This is a genomic window from Vreelandella hamiltonii (genome assembly GCF_014651775.1).
Taxonomy (GTDB): domain Bacteria; phylum Pseudomonadota; class Gammaproteobacteria; order Pseudomonadales; family Halomonadaceae; genus Vreelandella; species Vreelandella hamiltonii.
On sequence record NZ_BMXN01000031.1, the window covers coordinates 19,500 to 38,096 of the forward strand.

The 18,597-nt window shown below is 59.0% G+C and carries 14 protein-coding genes; 9 read left to right on the forward strand and 5 right to left on the reverse strand.

All coding sequences use genetic code 11. The features are described from left to right. Position 1: 1 nt before the first annotated feature. Positions 2-1,420: a CmpA/NrtA family ABC transporter substrate-binding protein gene (locus IE091_RS16845; RefSeq protein ID WP_189464181.1), complete on the reverse strand. Its 1,419-nt coding sequence runs from the start codon at positions 1,418-1,420 to the stop codon at positions 2-4. Positions 1,421-1,720: 300 nt separating this feature from the next. Between IE091_RS16845 and IE091_RS16850 the strand changes: the two genes are divergently transcribed. The 5 genes from IE091_RS16850 to IE091_RS16870 all read left to right on the forward strand — a co-directional run bounded on the left by IE091_RS16850 (position 1,721) and on the right by IE091_RS16870 (position 10,726). After that, positions 1,721-3,679, forward strand: a complete 1,959-nt coding sequence (locus tag IE091_RS16850; RefSeq protein ID WP_422822544.1) for a sigma 54-interacting transcriptional regulator — start codon at positions 1,721-1,723, stop codon at positions 3,677-3,679. Positions 3,680-3,826: 147 nt separating this feature from the next. Next, positions 3,827-5,299, forward strand: coding sequence for a TolC family outer membrane protein (locus IE091_RS16855; protein ID WP_039176419.1), 1,473 nt, complete (start codon positions 3,827-3,829; stop codon positions 5,297-5,299). A gap of 66 nt (positions 5,300-5,365) precedes the next feature. Further along, positions 5,366-6,643 carry an efflux RND transporter periplasmic adaptor subunit gene (locus IE091_RS16860; protein ID WP_189464182.1) on the forward strand — a complete coding sequence of 426 codons (1,278 nt, stop codon included), beginning with the start codon at positions 5,366-5,368 and terminating at the stop codon, positions 6,641-6,643. Then, positions 6,643-9,831, forward strand: coding sequence for an efflux RND transporter permease subunit (locus IE091_RS16865; RefSeq protein ID WP_189464183.1), 3,189 nt, complete (start codon positions 6,643-6,645; stop codon positions 9,829-9,831). Before IE091_RS16860 ends, IE091_RS16865 begins: the two co-directional genes overlap by 1 nt. Before the next feature lie 220 nt (positions 9,832-10,051). Beyond that, on the forward strand, positions 10,052-10,726 hold the full coding sequence (locus IE091_RS16870; RefSeq protein WP_189464184.1) for a hypothetical protein: 675 nt from the start codon (positions 10,052-10,054) through the stop codon (positions 10,724-10,726). A gap of 6 nt (positions 10,727-10,732) precedes the next feature. On the opposite strand, the gene IE091_RS16875 is transcribed toward IE091_RS16870, so the two are convergent. Beyond that, complete coding sequence (locus IE091_RS16875) at positions 10,733-11,662, reverse strand: alpha/beta fold hydrolase (RefSeq protein WP_189464185.1); 930 nt, start codon at positions 11,660-11,662, stop codon at positions 10,733-10,735. A gap of 61 nt (positions 11,663-11,723) precedes the next feature. Next, a complete protein-coding gene (locus IE091_RS16880; protein ID WP_039176404.1) occupies positions 11,724-12,335 on the reverse strand; it encodes a TetR family transcriptional regulator in 612 nt (203 codons plus the stop codon). Positions 12,336-12,534: 199 nt separating this feature from the next. Here IE091_RS16880 and IE091_RS16885 point away from each other — a divergent pair, with 199 nt between their 5' ends. Further along, a complete protein-coding gene (locus IE091_RS16885; RefSeq protein ID WP_189464186.1) occupies positions 12,535-13,566 on the forward strand; it encodes a succinylglutamate desuccinylase/aspartoacylase family protein in 1,032 nt (343 codons plus the stop codon). Between the two features lie 187 nt (positions 13,567-13,753). Further along, on the forward strand, positions 13,754-15,205 hold the full coding sequence (locus tag IE091_RS16890) for a catalase (RefSeq protein WP_081137447.1): 1,452 nt from the start codon (positions 13,754-13,756) through the stop codon (positions 15,203-15,205). A gap of 65 nt (positions 15,206-15,270) precedes the next feature. On the opposite strand, the gene dusA is transcribed toward IE091_RS16890, so the two are convergent. Continuing rightward, the gene (gene dusA, locus IE091_RS16895; protein ID WP_189464187.1) at positions 15,271-16,323 is read right to left on the reverse strand and encodes a tRNA dihydrouridine(20/20a) synthase DusA; all 1,053 of its coding nucleotides are present in this window, start codon (positions 16,321-16,323) and stop codon (positions 15,271-15,273) included. A gap of 268 nt (positions 16,324-16,591) precedes the next feature. Then, a complete protein-coding gene (locus IE091_RS16900; protein ID WP_189464188.1) occupies positions 16,592-16,732 on the reverse strand; it encodes a hypothetical protein in 141 nt (46 codons plus the stop codon). A gap of 257 nt (positions 16,733-16,989) precedes the next feature. Between IE091_RS16900 and IE091_RS16905 the strand changes: the two genes are divergently transcribed. Together IE091_RS16905 and IE091_RS16910 are read left to right on the forward strand one after the other, a co-directional pair. Beyond that, complete coding sequence (locus IE091_RS16905; RefSeq protein ID WP_229800876.1) at positions 16,990-17,154, forward strand: S24 family peptidase; 165 nt, start codon at positions 16,990-16,992, stop codon at positions 17,152-17,154. A gap of 99 nt (positions 17,155-17,253) precedes the next feature. Further along, complete coding sequence (locus IE091_RS16910) at positions 17,254-18,357, forward strand: nucleoid-associated protein (RefSeq protein ID WP_189464190.1); 1,104 nt, start codon at positions 17,254-17,256, stop codon at positions 18,355-18,357. The last annotated feature ends 240 nt before the right edge of the window (positions 18,358-18,597 follow it).

An 18,597-nucleotide genomic window follows, 5' to 3' on the forward strand; every position in this document is an offset into this window, starting at 1 on the left:
ATTAGCTCCTGCGGATATCAAAGCTGGCCAGATACCCTTCGGGGTCGGTGTAGTCGAAGGTCTTGCCCATGATCTGGTAGTTGCGCGAGGTCTCTTCGGGGGCGTCGTAGCCCAGCTCGTTCATCACCGTGCGTGCTTCGCTGGCCAAAAAGACATCCCGGGCAATCTGCTGATAATCGACGCTGCCCTCGATGTAGCCCCAGCGCTTCATCTGGGTCAGGATCCAGACGGCCATGGAGTGCCAGGGGAAGGGGTCGAAGTCGATCCGGTCTGGCACGTTCTGAACATTGCCCAGGCCATCGGCAAAGCGTCCTGTCAGCACCTGCTCGATCACCGTGACCGGCTGGTTCAGGTAGTTGGTCGGGGCAATGGCCTCGGCGATTTCCGAACGGTTGGCTGGGTCGGAAGAGTATTGGGTGGCATCGATGATCGCCCGCAGCAGCGCGCCGTAGGTGTTGGGGTTTTGCTGGGCAAAGCGAGCGCTGGTGGCAAAGGCGCAGCACGGGTGGCCGTCCCAGATCTCCTTGGTGAGCAGATGAATGAAGCCGATGCGCTCGAACACGGCGCGCTGATTGAACGGGTCGGGGGAGAGAAACCCATCGATGTTGCCTGCGCGCAGGTTGGCGACCATTTCGGGGGGCGGAATGACGCGAATCTGAATGTCCTGATCCGGGTCCAGGCCATGCTCGGCCACGTAGTAGCGCAGCAGGAAATTGTGCATGGAGTACTCGAAGGGCACGCCGAAGGTAAAGCCTTTCCACTGCTGCGGGTCACGCTTGTCCTGATGGTCGTTGTGCAGCACGATGGCTTGCCCATTGACGTTCTCGATGGCAGGCGTCACGAAGGCCCGCTGGGTCGAGCCTGCCCCCAGGCTCATGGCCAGCGGCATGGGGGAGAGCATGTGAGCGGCATCGTACCGGTCGTTCAGCGAGTTATCGCGAATCAGCGCCCAGCCAGCGGTCTTGATCACATTGACGTTCAGGCCGTAACGCTCATAAAACCCCATGGGGTGGGCCATGATGATGGGCGTGGCGCAGGTGATCGGAATGAAGCCGATGTCCAGCTCGGTTTTCTCCAGCGGGCCGAGGTTCTCCTTGATCGCCGCCTTGATCGACTCCATGGGCAGCAGCGTGGCCAGGGCAGCCGCCGCGGTGCCGCCACCCACCAGCTTCATGAATTGCCGGCGGTGCATGTCGCTATGGCCAAAGATGCCACGAACCAGCGCGCTCTCCACGACTCGGTCCATGATCTGTTCGGCATTGCTGGGCGGCGCTTCGCCACCGGCCAGGGTGGCCTGATGGGAAGGTACGCTGGGGCGGGCAGGGTGGCACTGGTGGCAATCACACTGGCGGCCATGGATCAGCGATTGACGGTGATCGAAAGGGTTGCCGAGACTGCTGTGGTCATTGTTCTCTTTCATGGGCGTTCACCTCTCAGGAGCAAATGGGCTTCTAGCTGCGCCGTCTTGGTGCGAAACAGAGCGTTGCGGCACTGTTTCGGTAGTGCGACTTGTGTGCCACAACCGTCCGTTTTGTTTAAAGATTCATAAATTCAATGAGTTATGGTATTTGGTGGAATCTTGGAGGCCATGCTTGAAAACAACGATTTTTCGTTAATAACGATATTTCGTTGTTTAAATGACGAAATATCGTTATTGGCCCGTTGTTTGTATGGGTAGTGGGTATGTCGACGCCATCGCCAGGAGATGCAGATGCCCCCCATGCCCATGACGACCGAGCCGTTGATGAGCGAGCCGTCGCTCAAGCTCATGGCCAGCCATGCCCCGCTGGCCATGCTGGTGATCGACCCGCTGGCCGATGAGCTGGTGGCTGCCAATGCGGCGGCCTGCCAACTGTTGATGCTGGAAGAGGGCGATTGGCGGGCGTCTCCGTTCAGCCATCGGTTGAGTGCCTCCTTGCCGCTTTGGGTCAGCTTTACCGATGAGGTATTGACTACCGGGCAGGCGTGGTCGGATGACCTGGTGGTGCTGGACAGCGTGCGTCAGCCACGCCGGGTAGAAGTCTTCGGTGAGCGTTTGCCGGACACCCCGCGGCTGTTGTTGACCCTGATCGATCGGCAGAAGGCCGAGCAGCGGCGCGCCCGCGCCGAGCTGGGGCGTCAGCATCGCCAGGGGGATGTAGGGTGGCAGCGCGTCGAGCAGGTGTTCGAGCGAATCGAAAGGCAGAACCAGCTGATTCTCAGCGCCGCCGGAGAGGGCATCTACGGGCTGGATGCGCAGGGCAGAACCACTTTCGTCAATCCAGCGGCCGAGCGTATTCTGGGCTGGAGCACCGAGGATATGGTGGGCCACGATGCGCATTTGATGTTTCACCATACCCATGCCGATGGCTCTCATTTCCCGGTGCAGCAGTGCCCCATTCATGCCTCGTTCAGCGATGGCCAGGTGCACCACGTCGACGATGAAGTGTTCTGGCACAAGAACGGTGAGGCGATTCCCGTCGAGTATACGAGCACCCCCATTTTCGAGATGGGGCGGCTGGTGGGGGCCGTGGTGCTGTTTCGCGATATCCGCGAACGCAAGCGGGCAGAGCAGCAGCTGCGCGATGCCCTGGAGGAGGTCGAGTCGCTGAAGCGGCGGCTGGAGCTGGAGAACGAATACCTACAGGAGGAGATCAAGGCAGAGGTCAATCACCGCAATATCGTGGGCAACAGCCCGGCGGTGGCCAAATTGATCCAGCAGATTGCCATGGTGGCACCGACCGGGGCCAACGTCTTGATCAGCGGTGAGTCCGGCACGGGCAAGGAGCTGATTGCCAGGGCCATTCATGCCGGGAGTGGGCGCAGCGACCGGCCGCTGATTCGGGTCAACTGTGCCGCCATACCGCGAGATCTGTTCGAAAGCGAGTTCTTTGGCCATGTCAAAGGGGCCTTTACCGGGGCGATGCAGGATCGTCCGGGGCGTTTCGAGCTGGCCCACGGCGGCACGCTGTTTCTTGACGAGGTAGGAGAAATTCCGCTGGAGCTGCAGAGCAAGCTGCTGCGCGTATTGCAGGATCAGCAGTTCGAGCGAGTGGGGGACAACCGCACCCGCGAGGTGGACGTGCGCGTGATTGCGGCCACCAACCGTGATTTGAAAGAGATGATCGACGCTGGGCATTTCCGAGAGGATCTCTATTTCCGGCTCAACGTGTTTCCCATCGATTCAGTGCCGCTGCGCAAGCGCATCGAGGACGTGCCCTTGCTGGCGCGACATTTTCTGCACCGCGCCTGCTTGAAGTTCAACAAGCCGGGCGTGCGTATTCCTCCGGCTCAGTTGGAGCTGCTGACCCTCTACCCATGGCCTGGCAATATCCGCGAGCTCGAAAACGTCATCGAACGACAGGTGATCGTGACCCAGGACCGCCGACTCTGCTTCGACGACCTGTTGCCGCCGGAGCCCAGTGTGCCGGGGCAGGTCATGGCGGAGCGTGACAAGGGCGCCGAGCCTCTTGCCGAGACACCGATGACCGAACAGGCGCTACAGCAGCACCAGCGGGACAACGTGCTGAAGGCGCTGGCAGCGACACAGGGCAAGATCTCTGGCGCGGGCGGGGCGGCGGAGCTATTGGGCGTCAAACCGACGACGCTGGCCTCCCGGCTGCAAAAGTGGGGCATCGACCCGCGTCGATTCAGGCGTCGTGAATGTAAAAAGCCCCCTGCCAACGGTGCATTGGACTAAGGTAAAAGGTGCTGGGCTGGGCAGGCACTTTGTACACACAAATTCGCCAAGTTCAAGGCTAGCATACATACATGAATGTAACTATAATGCCCACTCTTTCAGACTGGCGCTGCGCGTCTTCCAACGTTGACACCTAGAGGCAATCCCATGCGACTAGCACACTGGGCAGTCAATGCCCCTTTACGCCCCTTGCTACTGGCCGTGCTGACCTCCTCCTTCATTCTGCCTGCCCAAGCGGCCGACCTGGTCACCATCACCCGCGATGCGTTGAACAACAATGCTGCCCTTGCCTCGGCACGCGCCGAATTTTCTGGCGTGGAAGCGGGCCGGGACGTGGCGCGCGGCGGCTTGCTGCCTCAGGTGAATGCCTCCGGTAGTGTCGTGCACAACCAGCAGTACGAAAGCCAGGGTTCTGCGCGGGGGGCGGGTGTCGGCGTGGGTGCCGACCAGGCCGCGGTGGGGGTCAGCGATGACCGTTACAACACCGCATCGCTGTCGTTGGAAGCGACCCAGGCGCTGTTCAATGCCGTGACGCGCCAGGAGCTCAACCAGGCCGAGCGCCAGATCGATCAGCAGGTCTACCTTTTGGCCGCGACGGAACAGCAGCTGCTCATCGACGTGGTCAGCGCCTACTTCGATATTCTGCGTGCCCATGAGGTTCTGGAAGCGCGTCAGGCGCAAGAGCGCGCCATTGGCCGCCAACTGGAACAGGCCCGCGAGCAGTTCGAGGTCGGGCTGATTGCGATTACCGAAGTGGAAGAGGCGCGGGCCAGCTTCGACCAGTCTCGGGCCGACCGCATTGCCGCCGAGAGCAGCCTGCAAGTGGCGTTCGAAGCGCTGGAGCAGTTGACCGGGCAGCGTTACGCCAACATCGATGCCTTGGGCGACGCCATGCCGATTGCGCTCCCTGCGCCCACCGACCGTGACTATTGGGTCGACCAGGCACTGGAGCGCAACCCGCAGGTACTGGCCCAGCGGGCAGGTATCGAGCTGTCTCGGGCCGGTGTGGAAATCGCCCGGGCAGGGCGTCTACCCACCGTGCAGGCGTTCGCCAACTATCAATACTCGGAAAGCGACAGCGATGTGGTCAGTGGCTACAACTCTTCTAGCCAGGTAGGCGTTTCCGCCAACCTGCCGATTTACACCGGTGGCAGCACCAGTGCGCGTATTCGCCAGGGCACCTTCCAGCTCGAAAGTAGCCAGTACGACTTCGAGTCCCAGCGCCGCACCACGATTCAACAAGTGCGCTCGCTGTACACCCAGGTCAGCAATAACGTGGAAACCGTGGATGCTCGCCGCCAGGCCATTGTGTCTACCCGCAGCGCTCTGGAAGCGACACGCGCAGGCTACGAGGTGGGTACCCGCAATATCGTCGATGTGCTGAATGCCGAGCAGAACCTCTATAACGCCATCGCCAGCTACGCCGAAGCGCGCTACGACTACGTGGTGAATCTGATGTCGCTGCGCCAGCAGTCGGGCATGCTGGACGTGGCGGCCATCGAGGAAGTCAATGCCTGGCTGACCGGTGACAGCGTCAACTTCACCCTGCCTGAAAGCAACGCGCCTGATACTTACCAGCGCGCGATGGACATTGGTGCTCCTCCTACCCCAGGCGCCTGAGAGCGGCCAATGGGGGCACGCCTGCGATCCGTCAACGTACAGAAAAAATGAATGGGAATTCGACGCATGAAAAGAGTGATGCACTCCACCCGGGCGAGCCTGGTGACGCTGATCGCCGTGCTGGCGCTGACCGCTTGTGGCCAGGAACAGCCGTCCCAGGAGCAGCAGGGCCAGCAGGAAGCGCCACCCCACGCGGTGGAAGTCGCTGAAGTAAGCCGTCAGGACATTCCGCTCAACAAGTCCTATCCTTCGCTGCTGCGTAGCGACAGTGAAGTCACGCTGGTGGCGCGGGTCAACGGCTTTCTGGAAGAGCGGCATTTCGAACCCGGGCAAATGGTCGAGGAGGGAGATCGCCTCTACACCATCGAGCCGGACTTGTACCAGGCCACGGTGAACCAGCGTGAAGCAGACCTGCAGAGCGCCCGGGCAGAGCTGGCACGCGCCCAGCGGGATGCGCAGCGTTTCGAGCAGCTGCTGAGCCAGAACTCGGTCAGCCGCCAGCAGTACGACCAGGCGCTGGCAGAGCAGCGGGTTGCGCAGGCCAGCGTGGCACAGGCGGAAGCAGCACTCACCAGTGCCAATCTGGACTTGGGCTACTCCAACGTCACCGCGCCCGTGTCGGGCATGATCAGCTTGAGCCAGATCAACGTGGGCAACCTGGTCACGTCAGGCACTGAGCTGGCCACCATCACACCTCTGGACCCGCTGGAAGTGCGTTTTCAGCTACCCCAGCGCGATGCCTTCGAGCTGCGTCGTCAGTTGGCTGACAGCGCCGGTGACATGTCCTCCATTACCGCCCATCTCAGCGTGCCCGGGTTAGCGGGTAGCGCCGGCGGTGAGCTGGCGGGCCGCCTGAATTTCCTCGGTTCCCGCGTGGATACCGGCACCAGCACGGTGCAAGCATCGGCCACGTTCGACAATCCTGACGGGGAAGTACTGCCGGGCCAGTTCGTGCGCGTACGCCTTGAAGGCCTGAAGCGCTTCGACGTCATGGCGGTGCCTGAAATTGCCGTTACCCAAGGGTTGATGGGCCCTCGTGTCTTCGTGCTGGACGACGAAAGCAAGGCGCGTGAGCGGACGGTTCAACTGGGCGATGTGGCTGGCCCCTGGCAGATCATCCTGGATGGCCTGGAGCCTGGCGAGCGCGTTGTGGTAGGTGACCCGGCGGGTATCGAGCCGGGCATGGAGATCGACCCGGTGCGTTTCGATGGCGATGCAGAACAGCTGGTCGATGACGTGGAAGAAGCCGAAGCGCAGGAGCAGCAGGAGCAGGCCGAAGCGGCTGCCGAGATGTCCGAAGGCGCCGGTGATGCGCCCGCGGAAGGGGAAGAGGGTGCTCAATAATGAATTTCTCTAACTTCTTTATCAGTCGTCCGATATTCGCCACGGTGCTGGCGATTATCCTGACGCTGGTAGGCGCGATGGCGATGCGGATATTGCCCATCGAGCAGTATCCCAGCGTGGTGCCGCCCACGGTCTCGGTACAGGCGCAGTTCCCCGGTGCCGATGCGGAGACCGTGGCACAGACCGTGGCCGCGCCCCTGGCGGAAGCCATCAACGGCGTGGAGGACATGCTGTACATGACCTCCAACAGCGCCGACAACGGCCTGATGAGCCTGAGCGTGGCGTTCAACATCGGCACCGATGGTGATATCAACACCATCAACGTCAACAACCGCGTGCAGGGGGCCTTGTCCCAGTTGCCAGAGGCCGTTCAGTCTCAGGGTGTCACCGTGGAGCTGCGTTCCGACTCCATTCTGATGCTGGTCGCGCTGACCTCGCCCAGCGGTGACTACAACAACGTTTACATGCAGAACTATGCCACGCTCAACATTCTCGATGAGCTGCGCCAGGTGCCTGGCGTGGGCAACGCCGAGGTGCTGGGGGGCGGCGAGTTTGCCATGCGGATCTGGATGGATCCCGACAAGCTGGCCCAGTACGACCTGACCCCGAGCGAAGTGGCCAGTGCCATTCGCGCTCAGAACACCGAAATTCCGGCCGGTAATCTTGCCGCGACGCCCCAGAGCGAGCCGCGTGCCTATACCTACACCATTACCGCTGGCGGGCGCCTTTCCAGCCCGGATGATTTCCGCAACATCTTCCTGCGCACCAATGCCGATGGTTCTTCGCTGCGCCTGGAAGACGTGGCGCGGATCGAGCTGGGCGCCTCTTTCTACGGCGTGGATGCGCGGTTGAACGGCGCGACCATGACGCCCATCATCATCAACCAGCAGCCGGGCGCCAACGCGCTGGAAACGGCCAACTCGGTTCGGGCGACCATGGAAGATCTGGCTGAACGCTTCCCGCCGGGGCTCGAGTACGTGACGCCTTACGATACGACGCTGTTCATCGATGCGTCCGTCGAGACGGTGCTCAAGACGTTCATCGAAGCGTTCCTTATCGTTATCGTGATTCTGTTCATCTTCCTGCAGAACTGGCGCTTTACGGTCATCGCCTTGTCGGTGGTGCCGGTCTCGGTGATTGGTACCTTTGCCGGCTTCTACCTGTTCGACTTCTCGATCAACCTGTTGACGCTGTTCGCGCTGGTGCTGTCGATCGGTATCGTGGTGGATGACGCGATTCTGGTGGTGGAGAACGTCGAGCGGGTGCTCAGCGAAGAGGACGATATCAGCGTCCGCGATGCCACCATTCGCGCCATGAAAGAGGTCGGTGGGCCGGTCATCGCCACGTCGCTGATCATGGCGGCGGTGTTCGTGCCGGTGGCCTTCATGGGCGGCTTCACGGGCCAGATCTACCAGCAGTTCGCGATTACCGTGGCGATCTCGGTGGCGTTGTCGGCGCTGATGGCACTGACCTTCACCCCGGCGCTGTCCGCGATCTTCATCAAGCACAACCTGCACAAGACCCGTCAGTCCGCTTTCAAGCGTGCCATTACCACGCCGCTGCGTCTGTTCGATCGTTTCTTTGCAGGCTTCACGGCGCTCTACATGTGGTTCGTGAAGAAGCTGGTGCGCTTCTGGGTGCTGGCGCTGGCGCTGACCGTGGCTGTCGGGGCGGGCTCTTACTGGCTGTATGCCAATACGCCCTCCACGCTGGTGCCCGAAACGGACCAGGGGATCGTGCTGGTCAGCGTGTCGCTGCCGGACGCTGCCTCGCTGGATCGTACCCAGAACTACATGGCCGAGCTAAGTGCTGCCATTGAAGATATCCCTGGCGTGCAGTACTCCTCGGCGGTGGCGGGGTATGACATTCTGTCCAGCGCGGTAAACACCGCACGCGGGATCATGTTCGTCAACATGCAGCCTTGGTCGGAGCGCGACCTGACCGCCAATGAGCTGGTGGGCCGTATCATGCAGCTGGGTGCCAGCATCGACGGTGGTTCGGCCATGGCCTTCAACGTGCCGCCCATCATGGGGCTGTCGACCACTGGGGGCTTCACCGGCTACCTGCAATCCTTCGACGGCGCATCGCCCCGTGAGCTGTATGAAGCTTCGCTGCAGATCATGGGGGCGGCGAACCAGCACCCTGCGCTGAATCAAGTATTCTCCACGTTCAACGTGAACGTTCCCTCGTTCCGGGCGGAGATCGACCAGCAGAAGGCGTTGAGCTACGGCGTGGCCCTGGAGAATATCTCTTCGGCACTTTCCAATACCTTTGGTAATGGCTTCGTCAACTTCTTCAGCTACCAGAACCGTAACTTCCAGGTGTATCTGCAGAACGAGGACGAGTTCCGCAAGACCCCCGAAGACATCAACAATGTCTACGTGCGGGGCGGCAACGGTGAGCGCATTCCGTTATCCGAGTTCGTGACGCTGGAGCGCCAGGTAGGGCCTTCGGTAGTGTCACGCTTCGGGGTGTACACCGGGGCGCAGTTCCAGGGCGGGGCGGCTCCGGGCTACAGCTCGGCACAAGCCATCGCGGCCATGGAAGAAGTCGTGCTGGAAACACTGGGGCCGAACTGGGGCATGGGCTGGACCGGTACCGCGTATCAGGAGGCCAACCTGGGCAATACCGCCATGCTGGCCATCGTGTTCGGTATCCTGATGGTGTTCCTGATCCTGGCGGCCCAGTACGAGAGCTGGTCCTTGCCGCTGGCGGTCTTGACGGCCACCCCGTTTGCCTTCCTCGGGGGGATTGGCGGTATCGTGCTGCGCGGGCTGGATACCAGTGTCTACGTGCAAATCGGTATGCTGGTAGTCGTGGGGCTGGCGGCCAAGAACGCGATCCTGATCGTCGAGTTTGCCGAGCTGCAGCGTAAAGAGCAGGGCAAGACGATTCGTGAAGCCGCGATCACGGCGGCCGAGCTGCGCTTCCGGCCCATCGTCATGACCTCGCTGGCGTTCATCTTTGGTACGCTGCCGCTGGCCTTGGCCACCGGGGCCAGTGATGTCAGTAGCCACCATATCGGCACCACGGTGGCCGTGGGCATGGCGTCCGTCGCTATTCTGGGCAGCCTGTTCATTCCCAGCTTCTACGCCATGATTGCCACTGTTTCTGACTGGCTCTACCGCAAGCGTCATCCTGAACGCAAGGAGGATGAGCAGGCGGCGCTGGGTCACGATCAGACCTGACCTGATCGCCAGCGATCCACCAGACGGGTACCCCACGGGGTGCCCGTTTTTTGTGGGCGTCGGGCCAAAGGCTGACACGGGTCAATGCCCGAGCTACTGACATGGCTAAGATGAGCTAAGCTGAAAGTGACCATCGTTTTAGCCTGAGTAGCACAATAATGGTCGACAATAGGCTCAGGCGAGAACAAGACCGGGCAACTTGCCCGGAGGAGAACACGCCATGCAAACCTTCATGTCTGCTGCTCTGCAGTTTCCTACCATCGTCTTTGCCCTGCTGCTGATACTGGGCATTCTCTATTGGCTCCTGGTGTTGTTGCGACTGGCGCCGTTGGAGCTGTTCGAACGCGATAGCCTGCGCGATGACCACATGGCGAGCACGCTCGTCTCGCTGGGCTTTGCGGGTGTGCCCGCCTCACTGGCGCTGAGCCTGCTCGTTCTATTGGCAGGCGCCATCTCGCTGGCCGTCGAGCTGCTGGTGCTGCGCTGGCTACCGCTGGGCATGCTGAGAGTGCCCGTGGGCGTGCTGGTGCTGTGGGCTTCCTTTGCCGTTGCTTCGCCGCTGGCGGCTGCCGTGTGTCACGCCCTGCAGCGTGGGCTGCATCGCTACCCGCCGTTCCAGCGCCGTTGCCTGCTTGGCGCCACGGCGGTAGTGGCCGAGCGCGACCAGCAGGGCGGTGCCACTGCTCGGCTGCTCAATGAGCCAAACAGCGTGGTGCGCCTGCATTGCAAGGCGGGGGATTGCCCCCAGCTGGGTGAGCATCGGGTCTTGGTCAAATATCTGGCCAGTGAAGGGGCCTACCGCAGTGTCATGGAGCAGGACTACCTGGATACGCGGGTACGCCTCAACAAGCTGCGCTTGCAGCACAAGCACCACCCCAACGGCTACCCGACGTAACCAGCCCTATCTACCGCCTCTCAGGTAGCGCCACACATCTGCCAGCCACTGGCTGAACGTGCCAGTTGGCTGGGCAGGTGTTGCCGTGGAAGAGGCGGATAACGGGGTCGTCAGAAAGTGCTGTATGGGCTTGACCTGCTGGGCGTCATTGAGCATCGGCGCGTGCCCGCAGCCCGGCACGGTCATGGTCACCAACGACGGCTGTGACTCGGCCATTTTGGGCAGCGTTTCGGCGGCCAGCAGGGTAGAGGTTTCACCGCGAATGACCATGAGCGGGCAGCGTATCTTCGCCCAGTCGGCCCAGGTATCCCGTGGTGTATCGTGAATAAACTGCTCGCCTATGCGTGGGTCGAAGTGGTAGGTCCAACTGCCATCGGGCAGGCGTCGTGCGCTATTGAGCGCCAGCTCGCGCCACTCCGCTTCGCTGGTGATGCCGAAGCTGGCATAGTGCTTGACCAGCTCTGCCTGCAGGTTGGCAAAGTTGTTGAAACGGTGGGTGACGCCAAAGTAGCTCGACAGCGCAATCAGCCCTTCCTTGTCGAGCTCGGGCCCAACGTCATTGAGGACCAGCCGCGCAATGCGCGCTGCGTGTTGCTCGTCGGCGGCGATCAGCATACCAAGCAGCCCTCCCATGGAGGTGCCCAGCCAGTCCACCTGCTCCAACTGGTAGTGGTCCAGCAGCGCGATGGCAACGGTGACATAGTGGCTGTAAAGGTAGTCATGGGCGGGAAACAGCGACCAGCTCGATAGGCCGCGCCCTGGGGTGTCCGGGGCCAGTACGCGCCATTCGCTACCGAGCTCGCGGGCCAGGGCGGCAAAATCACCGCCGTGACGAGCCAGCCCGTGCCAGGCAATCAGGGTTCGTTTGGCGTCAGGGTTCCAGATGCGAACCGCAATCTCCAGCTCACGTACGCGTACAAACTCCAAGGCATCCATACACGGCTCCTGTCATGTGGTGCCTGTAGTATAGATGCAATGCTGCGGTGCAGTAGAGCGTTTACTTGCGCATCATGCGGATCAGCGTATCGATGATTTCTGCGCCGCGCTCGGAGACAGAAAAAGCATCGGGTGTGCGCAGCCAATCATGAAACAGGCCGCCGAGCGCGCACTGCATCAGGCGGGTGGCCGTTTCCGGGCTGATATCTTCGCGCATATCCTGCTGTTGCTGGGCCAGTTGGAACACCGGCAGCATTTCGTCGAAGCACTCTTCGCCGATTTCATCCTGCATGGCAATGGGGTTGATATCGCTGAAGAATTCACAGCGATGGAGCAGGATCGACAGAATACGCTGATGGGAAGGTTGTTCGATACGCTGCAAGCCCGCGTGGCAGGCCAGGCGAATGGCTTCCAACGGCGAAACGTGTGGGTCGGCGTTATTGACTTCATCGATCAATGACTGGAAGGGCATGCGCACCCGCTCCACCAGCGCCATGAACAGATCGCCCTTGTTCTTGAAGTGCCAATAGACGGCACCGCGGGTCAGCCCCGCATGGCGGGCAATCTGCTCAAGCGAGGTGCGAGCAACGCCTTTTTCGAAAAACACCTCTTCAGCCGCATCCAGCAGCGCTTCGCGCGTTGCCGCAGCCTCCGCTTTGGTTTTTCTTGCCATGGAACCTCACCTCACTCTCGACACGTATGCGGCGTATTTTATATGAACTCGCCGGTTTTTTACATTCAAAAGTGTATGGTTAATCAGAGAACTTCATAGCGTGCGTTAACAAAGATGTCGGATAATGCTAAATAGAGTTTTCAGACATCAGATTTTCCAACCTTTTAGCTACTGCACGATGCTTGATCGAGGAGTTGTCATGGCGCGAGCGCCTTTTACGCTAGCCGGGCATACCGTACTGCCCGGCCAACGGTTACAGATCGATGTGCCGGTGGCACGCCTCTACACCCACACACCGCTGCATATTCCCGTCGAGGTGGTGCATGGCCGCAAAGAGGGGCCGGTCATGCTGGTCTGTGGCGGTATCCATGGGGATGAAATCAACGGCGTGGAAATCGTGCGGCGCGTGCTGCGCTCGAAGTCCATCAACAGCCTGCGCGGAACGCTGATTGCCGTGCCGGTGGTCAATGTGTTCGGTTTCTTGCAGCAAACCCGCTACCTGCCCGACCGCCGCGACTTGAACCGCTGCTTTCCAGGCAGCGAAAAGGGCTCGCTGGGGGGGCGTATTGCCGCGCTGTTCAGAGATGAGATCGTCGATCATGCGACGCATATCATCGACCTGCACACGGGGGCGATTCATCGCACCAACCTGCCGCAAATTCGTGCGCAGTTGACCCCTGGCAGCGAAACAGAGCGCATGGCCGATGCCTTTGGAGCCCCGGTCATTCTGAATGCCGAACTGCGGGAAGGCAGCCTTCGCCACTATGCCCAGAACCTGGGCATTCCCGTGCTGACCTATGAAGCCGGTGAGGCACTGCGTTTCGACGAGTGGGCGATTGCGCCTGGCGTCAAGGGCATTCTCAGAGTCATGCGCCGCCTGGGCATGCTGAGTGGCGAGCAGCGCCGCCGTGCGCCTGCCCCCGCCGAGTTGGCCAATGGCTCCAGTTGGGCGCGTGCGCCTATCGATGGCATTTTACGGCCCCAGGTGCGCCTGGGGGCGCGCGTGGCCAAGGGCGAAGTGCTCGGCAAGGTAGCGGACCCCTTCGGCAATGATGAGGGCGAGGTGCTGGCCATGGCCGATGGCATCGTGATTGGCATGAGCCGCCTGCCGCTGGCCAATGAAGGCGAAGCGCTTTATCACATCGCTCGCTTCGATGAGATAGAAGAAGCCGAGACGGCCATCGAAAGCTTTCAATCCAGCCTGGAACCGCCTCCCGACTCCCTGTATTGAGCTTTTTTGATAGCAAATATTGATCGCTTCAATAGCCAACGTTAAGGCGCCATGGATGGCGATATGCCTGCTTGTTGACTATACCTGTGGGGGAGCCAGCCAGCGCAAAGGCGAAATGCCTCGTGCGCTGTGGGCCATTTCCAACGACGCAACGGCGTCTGGTCGAATGTGACAAGGAGGAAGCGCCATGAGTAGCCACCAGCACCCCACCACCAATGAAGCCGGTATTCCGGTTGCCAGCGACGAGCACTCGCTTTCGGTAGGGGCCGATGGTCCCATCGTCATGCATGACCACTATCTGATGGAGCAGATGGCGGCCTTCAACCGTGAAATGATTCCTGACCGTCAGCCCCATGCCAAAGGCAGCGGGGCGTTTGGTCATTTTGAAGTGACTCAGGATGTCAGCCAGTACACCAAGGCTGGCTTTCTACAGCCGGGCAAGAAGACCGATGTGCTGATCCGCTTCTCGACCGTGGCAGGCGAGAGCGGAAGCCCGGATACTTGGCGAGACCCCCGCGGGTTTTCCATCAAGTTCTACACCGAGGAAGGCAACTTCGACATGGTGGGTAACAACACCCCCGTGTTTTTCGTTCGCGATCCGATGAAGTTTCAGCACTTCATTCACTCCCAGAAACGCCGGGCTGACAACGGCCTGCGAGACCACGACATGCAGTGGGATTTCTGGACGCTGGTACCCGAGTCGGCCCACCAGGTGGCATGGCTGATGGGAGACCGGGGCGTTCCTGCCACGTGGCGGCACATGAACGGCTATTCCAGCCATACCTATATGTGGGTCAATGAGGCAGGCGAGCGGTTCTGGGTGAAGTATCACTTCAAGACCGACCAAGGCATCAAGTGCATGACCCAGGAGCAGGCCGATCAGATGGCTGGTAGCGATGCCGACTACCACCGTCGCGACCTCTTCGAAGCCATCCAGCGGGGGGATCACCCTACCTGGACTCTGAAGATGCAGATCATGCCCTTCGAAGATGCCAAAACCTACCGCATCAACCCTTTCGATCTGACCAAGATCTGGCCCCATGACGACTACCCGCTGATTGAGGTGGGCAAGCTGACGCTGGACAGGAACCCTACTGATTTCCACAGTGAAATCGAGCAGGCCGCTTTCGAGCCCAACAGCATGGTGCCGGGGACGGGGCTGTCGCCGGACAAGATGCTGCTGGCAAGGGCGATCTCCTATGCCGACGCACACCGTGCTCGGCTGGGGGTGAACTACAAGCACATTCCGGTCAATACGCCCAAATGCCCGGTGCACAGCTATGGCCAAGGGGGCGCAATGCGTATTCGTCACGCCACCGATCCTACCTATGCACCCAACAGCAAAGGTGGCCCCAAGGCGGATGGGCAGCGCTTCCCGGAAGACGCCGTGTGGTCGACCGACGGGCAATTCATACGGACGGCCTACACGCTCAGAAAAGATGACGATGACTGGCGCCAGGCCCACGCGCTGGTGCGCGACGTGATGGACGACGCCCAGCGCGAGCGGCTGGTGTCCAATGTGGTCGGGCATCTCTCGGGAGGCGTCTCTGAGCCGGTATTGGCCCGGGCGTTCGAGTATTGGCGCAATATCGACCAAGAGGTGGGAGAGCGTATCGAGCAAGGCGTTCGCGAACAGTAGCCTCTTGAACGAAAACGCCCAGCGATCAGCTCGCTGGGCGTTTGCTCGGAACAGCCCGTTGGCCGTCAGGCCACGGGCTGTTTTGTTGTCTGCTCATCCACTGGCGGTGTATCGGTATCCGGCTCGCGCACCAGGCCGAGCGCGTCATCGAACAAGCGTAATCCCGCACCCTCTTTATGGGCGTGTTCCGACAGGTGACGGCGGAACCGGCGCCCGCCCGGGCAGCCCTGAAACAGCCCCAGCAAATGCCGCGTAATATGATTCAGTTTGGCGCCCTCATCCAGGCGCTGCTGAATATAGGGGCGGAAGGCCGTGGCCGCTTCCAGACGCGTGCGGGCCGGGCCGGGCTCACCAAACAGCTGCTCATCGACACCGGCCAGTAGCCACGGGTTCTGGTACGCCTCGCGGCCTACCATCACGCTGTCCACATGCTCCAGCTGCGCCTGGCACTCGGCCAGGGTTTTAATCCCGCCGTTGATGCCAATGTGCAGCTCGGGGTGGCTCTGTTTCAAACGATGCACCCGAGGGTAGTTCAGCGGTGGAATGTCACGGTTCTCTTTCGGGGATAACCCCTGTAGCCAGGCTTTGCGGGCGTGAACGGTAAACACGCTGCAGCCTGCCGAAGCCACGATATCAATGAACCGCGCCAAATCGGCGTCTTCATCCTGGTCATCGATACCAATACGGCATTTCACCGTCACCGGAATCGACACCGCCGCCTGCATGGCCTTGACTGCGGCGGCCACTTTTTCGGGGTGGCCCATCAGGCAGGCGCCAATCATGTTGTTCTGCACCCGGTCACTGGGGCAGCCCACGTTCAGGTTGACCTCGTCATACCCCCACGCCTCAGCAATCGCAGCACACTCCGCCAACTCTCCCGCATCGCTGCCCCCCAACTGCAGGGCAATCGGATGCTCCACCTCGCTGTACCCCAAAAAGCGCTCACGCGGGGAGCCGTGCAGCACCGCACCGGTGGTCACCATCTCGGTATACAGCAGTGCACGCCTGGTCAAGGTGCGAGCAAACGCACGGTAGTCTCTTGTGGTCCAGTCCATCATGGGGGCCACAGAAAACAACCTACCCCTGTCGGCACTGTTGTTGCTAATAAAATCAGTCATTTAATAAATTCTGTAACTGTATGAATATACACATATGTTGCCACCTGATACCGTTAAAAACCGCCCTCAGTGTACCGCCAGTGTAGCCAGTGGCGGAAAACGCCCACTTTCCAAAAATCCGGGTACACCAATAGCGAGTTTTCAGAAGCGGCAAGGGGAGTGGCGGACTATTGTACGGAAGAAAGGCCATCGCTCACAGAGTAAAACGTGCAGCACCAACGCTCGGGCTCAGAAGTGGGCAGGCCAGGTCGAGGATTTCATCACCGTGCTATCCGGTGGAGAGGATGTCTTGTTTGCCCTGTGCAATACCGCGCAACATCAGCAGGCGAGCAGGGGCCTTCCTGGAAAGCACTTCAAGCTGTTGAATCCGCTTCATCTCGGCACATGCGAGCTTGTTGAGGGAGGTCATCATGGGCTGCTGGCAGCCTCACGTGGCATAATTCAGCTTAGGGTTAATGGTGTTGTGAGGGTTCATGGGTTAGGCTCTAAATATCAAAAACGATGTAATTTAACCCGCAGCGCTCGTGCACATGTGCCAGCTTGCGCTGAAGGAAGCGCTCGTCAACGTGCAGCGATTTGATGGACGGTACCTTGGCCGATGGCGATTGGGTGCTGGTGGATTGGAGCAACAGCGACCCGAAGTAGGAAGGGGGGTTCTTGCTGCTGGTGAGTGGCGAGCGCCGGATTAAGCGGGTGCAGCGACTGGCGGGCGGGGCGCTGTATCTGATTAGCGATAACGACCATTACCAGCCGGAAATGATCAAGCCGCAGGATATGCATGATGTGGAGATTTTGGGGCGGAGTGAAATTCGGATTGGGCGGGTTGTTTGATTGCAATTTTTCTCGTAAGTCAGTTGTTTTGAATGATCTTAAACGATTTTTTATTCTTGCTGGCTTAATGCTAATATAACTAACTCTCAGGGTGGAGCGATGAGTTTAAATGCCAGAAAAGTACAAGATAAAACTGCAAACGACTCAGGTGAGGAGTACGTTGCTAAGACTGAGTTGCATCATCTTATTACTCATGAGCTTATAAAGAGTCAATATGTAAAGGATAATGTTAGTGTTAGGGCTAGGTCTAAGCCCTTAGCTAAAACACTGCTTGCTCAGAAGTTGGTTGATCGATTATATGAGGCATATTCTTCTAAGCCATCTAAGTCTTTTGGCTCTTTTAATGGAAACACTGAAGAAAATCGTTCGCAAGTGTATGTGAGGAGTTATTTTATTGATAAAAAAACTGACTTTAAGTCTTTTAGTTTAGAAATGGCAGATGCCTTAGCATCTGAATCTAAAAGATCAAGTGCATCCTCAGGTGGACATGTTTTTATAGCGCAGTTCACGCACTCTAGTAAAGATTATTTGCTAGTGGCTGTTATTAATGATGAGTATGCAATTGCATTAAACGAGGAAGAAGATAAAGGTGATGAGTTAGAGGAGGTTGGCTTTCTAAATCTTAAGGGTTTGCGTTTTGCGGGACAACTCAATGTGACCGCCTGGAAAAATAATGAGGGAAGGTATTTAAGCTTTTTAAAGGGTACTGGAGACGTTGCAGATTATTTTAAGAGGTTCCTAGCTTGCGACTCTTCTATCTCTAATTTAAGTGATACTCAGTCCCTGACTAAAGTGATAGAGGATTTTGCTAATTCTGTAAAGATCGATGGGGCTCCACTTTCAGATAAGCAGCGAGACGCTTTTTTTAAAAAGGTAGATGAATACTGCAGGGAAATGGCTGATTCAAGTTTAGAGTTGCATTTAGAAGAGTTTTCTAACGTTGTATGGCCTCTAAATCCTGATGCGCTAAAAAGTGCTTTGGCTCAAAGTGAAGAGCCTATTAGCGATGGTTTTGTCCCTCACAAGAAGGGGCTTCTAGGTCTGGTGAAGTTTAGTGGTAAGTCGCAGCACTGGAGCCTTAGTTTTGATAGGGAAGCTATCGCAGAAGGAAATATTCAATTGCTTGAAGATAATAGTATTAAGCTTTCTGGTGTTCCTTCTCACCTGATAGATAGTTTGAGAAGAGAGACTTCGGAGTCTTGATAATGCGAAAGGTTATGTTTGATGACCTTATTTTGCTCTATAAACTGTTAGGTATTAGCAGTAGGGATAAAGGTACTCAACCGCAACGGTATGAGTTGCCGCTTGCTGAACAAAGTCAAGTGGAGTTGTTAAGAATAACCTGAATCCGTGAGACCGGCCCCCGGAAGCACTTCTAACCCACTGACCTGCATGGCAATATAGCCATTATCGCCATTCACCCAGACAGTGCCATGCCCAACA